At 34.3% G+C, this 13,065-nt stretch carries 6 protein-coding genes; 4 read left to right on the plus strand and 2 right to left on the minus strand.

The window, feature by feature from the left end; all coding sequences use genetic code 11:
• Window positions 1–66 precede the first annotated feature (66 nt).
• Both OF897_RS07135 and OF897_RS07140 read left to right on the plus strand, forming a co-directional pair.
• On the plus strand, window positions 67–5,211 hold the full coding sequence (locus OF897_RS07135; protein ID WP_267265003.1) for a T9SS type A sorting domain-containing protein: 5,145 nt from the start codon (window positions 67–69) through the stop codon (window positions 5,209–5,211).
• 317 nt (window positions 5,212–5,528) lie between these two features.
• Window positions 5,529–7,829: a fibronectin type III domain-containing protein gene (locus OF897_RS07140; protein ID WP_267265004.1), complete on the plus strand. Its 2,301-nt coding sequence runs from the start codon at window positions 5,529–5,531 to the stop codon at window positions 7,827–7,829.
• Window positions 7,830–8,148: 319 nt separating this feature from the next.
• Here the strand turns inward: OF897_RS07140 and OF897_RS07145 are convergent, their stop codons facing one another.
• The gene (locus tag OF897_RS07145) at window positions 8,149–8,976 is read right to left on the minus strand and encodes an ion transporter (RefSeq protein ID WP_267265005.1); all 828 of its coding nucleotides are present in this window, start codon (window positions 8,974–8,976) and stop codon (window positions 8,149–8,151) included.
• Between the two features lie 58 nt (window positions 8,977–9,034).
• On the opposite strand from OF897_RS07145, the gene OF897_RS07150 reads away from it, so the two are divergent.
• Together OF897_RS07150 and OF897_RS07155 are read left to right on the plus strand one after the other, a co-directional pair.
• Entirely contained in the window at window positions 9,035–10,132 is a 1,098-nt protein-coding gene (locus OF897_RS07150; protein WP_267265006.1) for a Nif3-like dinuclear metal center hexameric protein, read from the plus strand.
• 3 nt (window positions 10,133–10,135) lie between these two features.
• Window positions 10,136–10,912 carry a zinc ribbon domain-containing protein gene (locus tag OF897_RS07155; RefSeq protein WP_267265007.1) on the plus strand — a complete coding sequence of 259 codons (777 nt, stop codon included), beginning with the start codon at window positions 10,136–10,138 and terminating at the stop codon, window positions 10,910–10,912.
• Between the two features lie 270 nt (window positions 10,913–11,182).
• Here OF897_RS07155 and OF897_RS07160 read toward each other — a convergent pair whose 3' ends face one another.
• Window positions 11,183–12,961, minus strand: coding sequence for an AMP-dependent synthetase/ligase (locus OF897_RS07160; protein WP_267265008.1), 1,779 nt, complete (start codon window positions 12,959–12,961; stop codon window positions 11,183–11,185).
• Between the last annotated feature and the right edge of the window lie 104 nt (window positions 12,962–13,065).

The raw sequence follows: 13,065 nt of genomic DNA on the forward strand, positions 1-13,065 counted from the left end.
ACATTTTTTTTGATTTTGAATGTTAATATTTATTAATTTAGCCCTCTAATTTTAATTTAACTGAGTATGAAAAAAACTTATCTTTGGCTCTCGTTGGTCGGCGGTTTTGCTACAATGTCAGCACAAACCACGTACTATTCGAAAGCTTCTGCCACAGATTTTACAGCTGTGAGTAGTTGGGGTACCGCTACCGATGGTACAGGTATGTCCCCAACAAGTATTAGTAATGCAGACAATTTTGTTATACAAAATGCTTCTGCGATGACGCTTCCTAGTAGCGCCTCCGTAAGACAACTTACTATTAATTCAGGAAGTTTAACTGTTGCAGCAAATACTCTTACAGTAAGTATTGCAAATGCAAATAATTCAAATCTTACTGTGAGTGGAGGAACATTTACTGTTTCTGGTGGTAATGTCATAATCAATGGATATTTAAATCACTCATCTGGTAATTTTAACCAAAGTGGAGGTACAATAACTATTGATCCAAATAATGCTGGGGCTACGGCAACAAGTACTACAAGTAGTCAATATACATTAAATATTACTTCATCAAATGGAGTAAATTGGACAGGAGGTACTTTGGTTTTAGTAGATCCACCTGCTTCAACCTCATCTTCACATTACTCGATTTACTATAATTCATCTGTCTCTTCAGAAGTTTCTTTAAGTCATAGTTTAAAATTTGGAAATGGTGTTTCAGCGGACGCAGGAGGAAATGCAATAGGATTTTATTTATATAATTATGTCGGTTCTGGAAAACTAAATTTTGGTAATGTTGAAATAAACAACCCTTCAGGTACTAATAGAATTGTAAAAGAATATACATATACTAATGGTGTAAAAGGGAACTTAACGATTACGGCTGGAGAATTGGATCAAAATTCAGTAGGGTTAATTGTTGGAGGTAACTTAGTAAATAATGGGGTTCACACAGCGAGTTCCACAGTAACATTTGCAATGCCTTCAGGTACATCAAGTGTTGCTAATACGGTTGCTCAAACCGTATCAGGGACGGGTGTTTTTAGAAACTCAGCAACAACTTCTACAGCTAATTTCGCGAGTGTAACTGTTAATAATTCAAGTGCAGGTGGTGTTACTTTTGCAAATGCCAACTCGTTATTAAGTGGAACTAATACAGGTACTGTTTCAGGAACCTTAACTTTTACAAATGGTGTTGTAAATATAGGTTCTAATACTTTTATACTTGGAGTTTCTGGTACAACTGTAGGAACTTTAAGTTATACAGCAGGTGGTTTTAGTTCAGGTTCTACATTTAGTAGATGGTATGGAACGGCAGGATTGGGAACTACAATAGCTGCATCAACTATTCCTACAGCAGGTGCAGGTACTTATCCTTTTGTAATGGGAAATCCTACAACCGGACTTTCTGCTAATCATTTTCACAGAGCTACCGCATTATTAGCTACGGCAGGTCAGTTGGCCGTTAAATTTAACGGAGCGACAGGAACTTCTGCAATTACACCAATAACAGAAGGCTCTTTGACTTACGATAGACAGACTAATGCTAATTGGGTAGTTACGGCTTTGGCTGGCTATGATTCGTCTACAACACATACTTTAGCAATTCAAGGGCAAGGTACATATTCGTCAACTTCCGCTAATGTTATTGTTTTGAATAATGGAGCATTAGTTGGTACGGCGCAGGCAGGTACTAATCAACCAATGGGAGAGAGAATAAGTGTTCCGGCAGCCAATGTTGCAGCTACTTATACATTGGGAGCTATTGCGGCAGAAATGCCAATAGAATCTGCACAATCAGGTCCTTGGCAAAGTACAAGCACATGGGTAGGAGGTGTAGTGCCAAGTTGTGCAAATGCAGCTATCTTATCGGGTCATACGGTAACTGTAAATGCTTCAACTACAGCAACACCTAATAATATTATTATTAATGCAGGGGGTAATTTATCTGTAACAGGAGGATCTATTACTGTGGGTTGTGTTAACAAAAATAATTACGTTAATAATAATGGTACTTTATCGATATCTGGAGGAAATTTCTTAGTAAACGGTAATATTAATAATGCTTCGAGTTCTACTTTTGCTCAAATAGGCGGAAATATAAATGTGGATGGAAATGATGCAGGAGCTGTAGCAACAAGTGTAGCTTCGGGTACAAGCATAGTAAATATAGCTACTGGAAACGTAACACTTAGTGGTGGAACTATGACTGTGGTAGATCCACACGCAGCTAATAGTACTACTTCATACGCATTCTCCTATACTGGAGGAACCGCTATTGATAATACTGTAGGCTGGACTTTGAAGTTTGGTGACGGATCTTCTACTGATGCAGGTGGAACTACTGCAACTGCTACAGCTGTGGGAGGATTTATTTGGAACAATGCAGGAAGCAAAATATATTTTGAAAATGTAATAATAGACGGAGCTTCAGGTACAAATAGATATGTATCAAATGCTTCCACGATTGGTATTAATACATTAACGATTAATGCAAATGGAGAATTTAGAATACCTACATCTGGAGTAAGTATTGCGGGTAACTTTACCAATAACGGTACATTTACACATACTGCTTCCACTTTGAGTTTCCAAAATTTCAAAAATTCAACTGCTACAGCTTCTACTACATCTCAGGCTATTTCAGGAACTGGTGTGTTTAGAAATAATATTGTTACAGCAAGTTCTACTGCAAATTTTACTTCAGTAACAATTAATAATAGTTCTTCAACAGGAGTAACATTTGCGAATGCAAATTCTCTGTTAAATGGAGCAAATACAGGAACTGTGTCTGGGACATTAACTTTGACAACAGGATTTGTAAACACAGGTGTTAATACACTTATTTTAGGAACTTCAGCTACTTCTAACGGTACTTTATCTTATGCTGCAGGTGGATTTAGCACAGGAAGTACATTTGCAAGATGGTGGCCAACAACAACAGGTGGGGCAACTATTACGGCGAGTTCTACTCCTTCTGGAACAGGAACTGGTGTTTATCCTTTTACTGCAGGTACATCTTCTGCTTTTGTCGCACGTAATTTATATTTGAATCAGACAGCAGCTGCTACAACTGGTGGAAAAATTGCAGTAAAATACAACGATATGGCAGGAACTAATACTGTAAATATTGTAGACGGAACTTATACTGTAGATACACAAGCTAAATCTAATTGGGTTGTTTCTCAATCAGGAATTACAGGAACGCCTACTTATAGTATGGCAATAAGCGGACAGGATATTTATGCTGCTGCTACTGGAAACAGCAGGATAACTTTGGCATCAGCTCCAGCTTTGGGTACACACCAAACAGGAACAACTTATGTAAATGCACAAAGAACGGTTGTACCATTGGTTAATTTAGCTGATACTTATTATTTAGGTATTAGTGCTTCGGATATTCCTTTTGCTTCTGTTGCAAATGGTAATTGGAATGCTGCTTCTACTTGGAACAAGGGAACAGTGCCTACATGTACAGATTTGGTACAAATTGCAGCTGGTACTACGGTAACAGTAAACAATGCAGGAAATGGGTCTAAAAATGTAACGGTTAATTCCGGAGGTACTTTAACAGTTGCCTCGGGAGATTTAACAGTAGGCTGTACACTAAATAATAGTACATTATCAGTGATTTCTGGAGGAACTGTAACAGTTGGTGGAGGAAATCTTAATGTTAATGGAAACGTAGCTTTTGCAACAGGTAGTAATTTCAATCAATCAGGAGGAACAATTTCTGTCGATGGAAATAATGCAGGTTTGACTACAGGTAGTGTTGCTACTGGAACATCTATATTTGCTATTGGTACTTCAGCAACTGCCTATTCCACAGGAACAGTTTCTTTGACAGGAGGTAAAATAATCATTGTTGATCCATGTGTAAGCACATCAACATCTGATTATGCTTTTGTAACCTACCTATCAAGTAATGCAAATAATATTACAGCAACAACAGCGCATACATTACAAATAGGTGATGGTGTTTCTACTGATGCAGGTGGTTCTACTTCTGGGTTTAATATTTATTTTTGGCCAAGTACTGGTGCTTTAAAAACAGGAAACTATATCATTAATGCACCTGCAGGAACAAATAGGTTTGTAACACAAAATTATAAAGCAATCATAGGTGGAGATTTGACGGTAACAGCTGGTGAACTAAGATTTAACGGAACGCAATATAATGTTGTAGGAAATATTTTTGTAAATGCGGGAGCTACTTTCGTAAATACTGCAATCTTATCATTAAGCAATGGTACTTATACTTCAAGTACTGCTATTACGGATTCAGCAGTAACAAATCCTCAAACAATTGGAGGAACTGGTACTTATGCAAATTTAACAACAAACCCTACAGCTCAATTAAATAGCTTATTGGTTAATAATACAAACGCAACAGGGGTTACATTAAACTTACCATTATCAGTAAGCGGAACATTAACACTTACAGCCGGTAAAGTAAATACAACTTCTACCAATTTATTAACATTAGGTACCGCAACAGCTGCTGGAACTTTATCAGGTGGATCAAGTACAGCATATATTGTTGGACCATTTGCTAGAACTATTGCTAATGCAAATACAGCTTCAACCTATATTCATTATCCTGTTGGTAAAACTGCTTATGCACCAGTTTGGTTAGCTCCGGTTACTACTTCAGTTGCTAATATGAAGGCAGAAACGTTTGATACCAACTCTGGAACTGCATCAACTGCTACTATCCAAAATCTATCGTCAAAAAGATGGGAAGCACCATTAGTTTCAGGTACTTTCTCAACAATTAATGTAAGATTAGGAGAGAGTGCAGTTACAAATGCTAATTTCCCAGTAATTGCACCAACTGCAAGCGGAATATATGATAGTTTATTTGGTACTACAGGTACTTATGCTGCAGGTACACCAAACACTACACAATCTACCACTGCATTAGGAGCTGCTAATTATACAGGTTTTCTATCTTATGCAGAAATAGCAGCTTCACTTGGAACGAATGAAATGGTTTCTAATAAAAAAGGAATCAAAGCTTATCCAAACCCATTTGTTGATGTCTTGAATATTTCAGATGTTTCAAATGTGAAATCTATCTCTTTGATGGATATCTCTGGTAAATTAGTTAAAACTTTTGATAAGCCTGAAACTGCACTTCAATTAAGAGAATTAAATTCAGGAATGTATTTAGTTATTCTTAACATGAAAGATGGTTCTAAGCAAACTATTAAAGTAATTAAAAAATAATCTTTAAAATTTGATTTATAAGATAGCGACCAATTGGTCGCTATTTTTTTGATATATAGTAATCGTATAATGAAGTTTTTTTTAAAATCATGAAATTAATAAATGTTTTAATAAACTATTATAATTATTAATATGTTTTAAATTATTAAGTGTTTAACATTTTATAAAAGGTATTTTATTGTATAATTTCAATAATTCATTATGTGTTTTATTGTGTTTGGATGGTTTAAATAATTTTTAAACAAATATTTAGCTAAAATGTTATTATATTTTTGTTAAAAAGTATTAAATTTATTTTCTAATTTTAATTAATAAGTATGAAAAAAGTTTTATTAATGTGTCAATTATTTCTTGGCACTTTACTCATGGCTCAAGTCTCTTATACACAAGACTGGACTGCTACAGGGTTAAATAGCTGGACTTCCGCATCTGATGGAGGATCGTTTTCACGAAATACAACAGCTTCGCAAATTTGTGGTACTGCTGGAGGAACTATTCGTAGTGAACAGTATTACGGAACATCGGGTCAATTTACTTCTCCCAGTTTGACAGGAAATAATCAAGGTTTAATTACAATGGCGTTTGATTATAAAATAACTGATTATTTTGCCAGTACTACTGGAGCTGCAATTGGTACTATAGGAATGATAAAAGTAGAATACGCTTCTGCTGCAACAGGTCCTTGGACAACTGCATATACTATAGATGCAACTAATCATGTTGTTGCTAATACGTGCTCAACAAAAACAATTACGTTCAATCCAGGATCGGGAAGTTTGTATGTTAGGTTTAATGTAATATCAAATTCTTCAGCAGATAATTATTATTATTTTGATAATGTGGCAATTTCTCAAGGTGCGGCACCTTCATGCTTAACACCGAGTGCCGTAACAGCAGGAAGTATAACAACTGGTTCAGCAAATATTTCGTGGACGGCTCCTACTACGGCTCCTGCGAGTGGATATGAACTTTACTATAGTACTAGTGCAACTGCTCCTACATCGACAACTACTCCTACTTATACAGCGATTACGGGAACTACAAGAGCATTGTCTGGTCTTGCTGCAAATACTCAATATTATGTATGGGTGAGATCAAACTGTACTACTACAGATAAAAGTTTGTGGTCGCCTGTATATACCTTTACAACACCTTGTACTTCAGCTGATGTTTCATATACTTTAGACTTTGACGGTGTTACAACTCCAGCGTTACCAAGTTGTACAACTGTTGTCAATAATGGAACAGGAAATGTATGGAAAACAGTATCGGCTCCAACAGGTTTTACGGGAAATGTACTTAATTACTCTTATAATACAACTAATCCGGCAAACACATGGTTTTTTACTAGAGGTATAAATCTTATAGCGGGTACAAGCTATAGAATTAAATATAAATATGCGAATGCCGCAGGTACAACGCAATATGCAGAAAAAATGAAAGTTGCTTATGGTACTTCTGCAGCAAGTGCTGCAATGACAAATACATTGGTAGATTATCCTAATATTATTACAAATGGAGTTGCTACTTATGATTTTAAAGATTTTACTCCAACAGTAAGTGGTGTTTATTATTTCGGTTTTCAAGCTTATTCTGCACTTGATATGAACCAATTGTATGTAGATGATATTAATATAGATGTTACGCCATTATGTACAGAGCCAACAGCAGTTGTTATTTCAAGTATTACTACTAATAGTGCTTCTGTAGCTTGGACTGCTCCTGCAACAGCCCCAGCAAGTGGTTATCAGGTTTATTATAGTACAACTAATACTGTACCTACAGCTACAACAACACCTACGCTAAGTGTTACTACAACAAGTACTCCTTTAACTCCTCTTACTCCAGCAACAACATACTATGTATGGGTAAGAGCTAATTGTGGATCTAGCCAATCTGTTTGGACTTCTATGACTTCATTTACAACATTAGCTTTACCACCAGCAAATGATAATTGTTCTGGAGCAATAGCACTTACACCAGGTGGAGGCTTTGCCCAAAATGCGGCTACCGGAACTACAATTGGTGCTACACTAACATCTGATACAACTGCAACGACTGCTTGTCAAACAACAAGATATGCAGATACTTGGTATTCTGTGGTAGTTCCTGCAAGTGGAAATATTTCTATTGAAACAAGAGGTGTTAATGGTTCTCCTGTAACTGATACTGTTTTAGGGGTTTATTCTGGTACTTGCGGTGCTTTAGTTTCAGTAGGATGTGATGATGATAGTTCTACAGACGGTAATTTCTCATTAGTTACATTAAGTGGTCAGACACCTGGTTCAACATTATTGATCGGTGTTTGGAATTATAGTTCGTCAAATAATGGTACTTTCCAAATTGCAGCTTACGACGCAAGTTTATCAACATCAGAAGCTGTTAAAGCTAAAAATGATATTAAAGCTTATCCAAACCCATTTGCTGATGTCTTGAATATTTCAAATGTTTCAAATGTGAAATCTATCTACGTGATGGATGTTTCGGGTAAATTACTTAAAACTTTTGATAAGCCAGAAGCTGCACTTCAATTAAGAGAATTAAATTCAGGAATGTATTTAGTTGTTCTTAATATGAAAGATGGTTCTAAGCAAACGATTAAAGCAATTAAAAAATAATTTATTTTAAATTTCTTTTTTAAGAGACTAATCAATTGATTAGTCTCTTTTTTTATTTTCATTAAAAAAGACTCCCCATTTTTGGAAAGTCTGATTTTTATGTACAAAGAACTTTATTTATCTAAAGGTACTGGTTTTATTTCTCCTGTATTCATAAGGTCAAAAACTGTAGGGAAGAACATGACGAGAATAAAATAAATAATAATCATTAATATCACCAACCCAAATAATATCAATACTAAGCTGTTGGGTCTATTTTTCTTTTGTGGTTCCATGATTTTGTCGATTTTGGTTAATAGATCAATTTGTATAGAATCTACTAAGCTAATTTCTTGCCACACTGTTTACAATACCGTGCATCATCGTCAATATCTTCATTTCCGCAACGATCACAGATCAATTCTAGATTCTGTCTTTTGTTTCTCATTTCAGCAGTTACAATTCCTGTAGGAACAGCAATAATTGAATAACCCGCCAACATTAAAATAACCGCAAAAAATTTTCCCATTGGAGTTATAGGAGAAACATCTCCATATCCGACCGTCGTTACTGTAACTACAGCCCAGTAAATTGATTGCGGAATCGTTTCAAAGCCAGGTCTTCCGCCTTCTACCATAAACATTAAAGAACCAACGATTACCGAGAATATTATTAAAAACAAAAGGAAAATATAAATCTTTCTTGAACTATTCTTTAAAGCTCTTACAATCACAGTTCCGTCATTCATAAAGTCTAAAAGGTTGAAAACCCTGAAAACTCTCAGCATTCTCAACATTCTGAAGATCAAAAAATATTTAGTCACAGGAAAAAAGAAACTTAGATAAAAAGGAACCAATGAAAGAAAATCAATTATTCCAAAAAAACTGAAAATGTAATGCTTTTTGTTTTTTAAAACTGCAATTCTAGACCAATATTCCGCTGTGAAAAAAACTGAAATAACCCATTCGGAAATAATAAAATAAACGTGAAATTTTTTATCAAGCTTTGGGACACTTTCCATCATAATAATAAAAGTACTTACCAAAATGAGTGATAGAAGGATAACGTCAAACAGTTTTCCGAGTTTGGTATCTGAGCGGTAAATGATTCGGTACAAAAATCTTTTCCAGAGTTTATCTCCGGGAACAAGATTGTGCTCTCTTTCCATGAGTGTTTTTATTTTTAGTAAAATTATAACTAATTTCGTAACAAACTTACAGAATAAAATGACAATAAAAGAAGTAATTTCTATCATAGAAAATCAGATTGCGATGCCTCAAGCTGAAGATTTTGATAACGTCGGACTTTTATGTGGAGTTCAAGATCGTAACGTAAGCGGAGTTTTATTTTGTCATGATGCTTTAGAAAACGTTATCGACGAAGCAATTACTCGAAACTGTAATCTGGTGGTTTGTTTTCATCCGATTATTTTTTCAGGTTTAAAATCTCTTACCGGGAAAAATTATGTTGAAAGAGCGGTTTTAAAAGCTATCGAAAATAAAGTGGCGATTTATGCCATTCACACTGCTTTTGATAATGATTATTTTGGAGTCAATGCTGGAATTTGTGACCAGTTAGGTTTAAAAAATCAAAAAATACTTCAGCCCAAAAAAAATAATTTAAAACAACTTACGGTGTATGTTCCGAAAGAATATGCTGAACAGTTAAAAGAAGCTCTTTTCTCAGCCGGAGCCGGAAATATTGGTTTTTATGATGAATGTAGTTTTAAAATCGAAGGAAATGGAACTTTCAGACCGATTGAAGGCTCAAATCCTTTTTCAGGACAACAAAATGTGAGAGAAAATGCCGAAGAAAGCATGATTTCTGTAATTTTTGAATCATTTAAGCAAAATCAGATTATTGCTGCGATGAAAGAAGTGCATCCTTATGAAGAAGTAGCACATCAGATTTATTCTTTAGACAATGAAAATCAATATTCAGGTTTGGGAATGTATGGTGAATTTGAAGAAGAAATGGATGAAAAAGATTTTTTGAGAATTATTAAAGATAAATTTAAAATCGAAATCATTAAACATTCAGATTTCACCAATAAAAAAATCAAAAGAGTAGGGGTTTTAGGCGGTTCAGGAGCAAGCGGAATAAAATCTGCTTTAGCTAAAAAATGTGACGCTTATATCACCGGAGATCTCAAATATCACGATTATTTTCTGGCAGAATCTAAAATGTTGATCTGTGATGTAGGTCATTATGAATCAGAACAATGGGTTGCTCAACAATTATTTGAAATTTTGTCGCAAAAAATTAGTACATTTGCAATCTTAAAATCTAGTGAAAAAACAAACCCAGTAAATTATTTCCTTTAAGATATGGCGAATATAACCGAAATTTCAGTTGAAGAAAAATTAAGAGCTTTATATGATTTACAGATCATAGATTCAAGACTAGACGAGATCCGTAACACAAGAGGAGAATTGCCAATCGAAGTTGAAGATCTGGAAATCGAGATTGAAGGTCTTGAAACAAGAGCTGAAAAATTTCATGCAGATATTAAAGAGCAGAACGACCAGATCAATACAAAAAACGAGGTTATCAACCACGCAAAAACATTGATTGAAAAATACAAATCTCAACAAGATAGCGTAAGAAACAATAAAGAATTTGAAGCTTTAGGAAAGGAGATGGAATATCAGGAACTAGAAATTCAACTTTCTGAAAAAAGAATCAAAGAATTTGGAGCTAAAATCGCTCACAAAGAAGAAACTTTGAATGAGTTGACTACAAAAATCGACGATTTGAAGAATCACCTTAAATTCAAAAAAGAAGAATTGGAAGGTTTAATTTCTGAAACTCAAAAAGAAGAAGAATATTTAATCGAAAAATCTAAAGAATTTGCTTCTAAAATTGATGCAAGATTATTAGCTTCTTACAACAGAATCAGAACAAGTTCTTCTACAGGTTTAGCGGTTGTAGGTCTTGAAAGAGGTGCTCCAAAAGGATCATTCTTTACAATTCCACCACAAAAGCAAATGGAGATTGCTCAGAGAAAGAAAATTATTATTGATGAGCATTCTGGGAAAATCCTTGTTGATGACGAATTGGTAATGGAAGAAAATGAAAAAATGAAATCTGTAATTAAATTTTAATTACTCATTTTATTAAAAATATTAATAAGACCGGAATTTTTCGGTCTTATTTTTTTTGATTGTAGTCATTGCGAGAAGCATAGTGACGAAGCAATCTTATAAATCCACCCATTTGAATTTAAATTCCGATCCTTTGAAGGAGTGGCGAAAATTTCAAAGAAATTTTTGACGGGGTGGTTCTATGAATATATTAGTTTAAAATTACCAAAATTTAAAAATATTCTTCAAAAGATAAAAAAAGCCGTTCCAAAAGAAACGGCTTCGTATTATTTAATCATGATGTTCGTACATCTTATTATAAAGATCAATAAATTTCTCTTTAATCGCTTTTCTTTTCAGTTTTAAAGTTGGCGTTAAAAGTCCGGCTTCAATTCCCCAAACTTCAGGTGTCAATTCAATTTTCTTGATTTTTTCCCAATTTCCAAGATGTTCGTTGATGTTGTCAATTTCTTTTTCGATTCTATCTTTTAACTCAGGGCTTTTAGCAATTTCAGCAGGAGTTGTTCCGATATTTAAATTATTTCTCATCGCCCAGCTTTTAGCAAATTCAAAATCAGGCTGAACCAAAGCTGTTGGCATTTTTTCACCGTCACCTACCACCATAATTTGTTCGATAAACTTCGAAGCTTTGGCTAAATTTTCAATCGTTTGTGGGGCAATATATTTTCCTCCGGAAGTCTTAAACATTTCTTTTTTACGGTCGGTAATCTGTAGGAAACCTTCGCTGTCTATGTGACCGATGTCTCCGGTTTTGAAAAATCCGTCTTCGGTAAAGGTTTCTTTAGTCTGTTCCTCATTTTTAAAATAACTTTTAAAAACAGAAGGTCCTTTTACGGTAATTTCTCCGTCTTGTTGAATTTTTACCGTTAAATTATCCAAAGGATGTCCTACAGTTCCCACTTTCATTTTTCCGAAAGAGTTTACTGAAATTACAGGTGAAGTTTCCGTTAAGCCATAACCTTCCAGAATAGGAATTCCTGCGTTTTGGAACATTAAATTTAATCTTGTAGACAAAGCCGCCGATCCGGAAACCAAAGTGATAATTTCACCTCCCAAACCTTCTCTCCATTTTTTGAAAACCAATTTATCAGCAATAATTTCCATTAAACCTGATGGTTTTGAAACTTCTTTCTTTTTCTGAATTAAATTCAAAGCCCAGAAAAATATTTTTTGTTTGAAACCACCTGCGTTAGAACCGGTATTATAAATTTTATCGTAAACTTTTTCAACCAAACGAGGTACAACACTCATATAATGAGGTTTTACTTCTTTCACATTTTCACCCATTTTTTCAATACTTTCAGCGAAATAAATTGAAAAACCATTGTATTGAAAAAGATAAAACAACATTCTTTCAAAAATATGGCAGATTGGTAAGAAGCTTAAAACACGTGTGTCCTTATAATCTAAACTTTTTTTCTTCGGAATTCTCGGAATTGAACCTAGAACATTCGAAACAATATTTTCATGAGTTAACATAACGCCTTTCGGTTTTCCTGTTGTTCCTGAAGTGTAAATTAATGTTGCTAAATCTTCTGTATTAATCGATTTTGAAAGATCTTCAACTTCAATCTGAGTAGAATCATCTTCACCCAAATCAAGAATTTCTTTCCAGTTTGCAGCACCTGTAATATTATCAAATGTAAAAACGCCTTGAAGACTTGAAACGTTATGTTTAATCTTCATGACTTTAGTTAAAAGTTCTTTATCAGAAACAAAGCAGTATTTAATTTCAGCATTATTAAAGATAAACTCGTAATCTTCAGGTGAAATACTTGGGTAAACCGGAACCGAAACTACACCAATCTGTGAAAGTCCAAGATCCATTATTGCCCATTCTGTACGGGAATTGGTAGTGATTAAAGCAATTTTATCACCGGGTTTTATACCTAGTTTTAAAAGTCCTCTTGAGATCTTATTTCCTTGATTTACAAATTCCTGGGTAGACGTTTTTTGCCACTCACCCTGATATTTTGTAACAAACATATCACTTTTAGGTAAATGTTGTAAAGCGTAGTGAGGTATATCGAATAATCTTTTGATTGACATAATTTTCAAATATATAGTTAGGATTTTAAATATAAGGATTTTTTTTAACTGTGAGAATTAGTTCTTATTGATTAAGAATTACTAAAATGTATGCCATAATATAT

Origin of the sequence: Chryseobacterium formosum (genome assembly GCF_026460885.1) — a bacterium.
In the GTDB taxonomy this organism is placed as follows: Bacteria; Bacteroidota; Bacteroidia; order Flavobacteriales; family Weeksellaceae; genus Chryseobacterium; species Chryseobacterium formosus.

Excerpts from the sequence above, each read along its gene's own strand:
- OF897_RS07135 (WP_267265003.1), top strand. The coding sequence starts at position 67 with ATGAAAAAAACTTATCTTTGGCTCTCGTTGGTCGGCGGTTTTGCTACA.
- OF897_RS07140 (WP_267265004.1), top strand. The coding sequence starts at position 5,529 with ATGAAAAAAGTTTTATTAATGTGTCAATTATTTCTTGGCACTTTACTC.
- OF897_RS07145 (WP_267265005.1), bottom strand. The coding sequence starts at position 8,976 with ATGGAAAGAGAGCACAATCTTGTTCCCGGAGATAAACTCTGGAAAAGA.
- OF897_RS07150 (WP_267265006.1), top strand. The coding sequence starts at position 9,035 with ATGACAATAAAAGAAGTAATTTCTATCATAGAAAATCAGATTGCGATG.
- OF897_RS07155 (WP_267265007.1), top strand. The coding sequence starts at position 10,136 with ATGGCGAATATAACCGAAATTTCAGTTGAAGAAAAATTAAGAGCTTTA.
- OF897_RS07160 (WP_267265008.1), bottom strand. The coding sequence starts at position 12,961 with ATGTCAATCAAAAGATTATTCGATATACCTCACTACGCTTTACAACAT.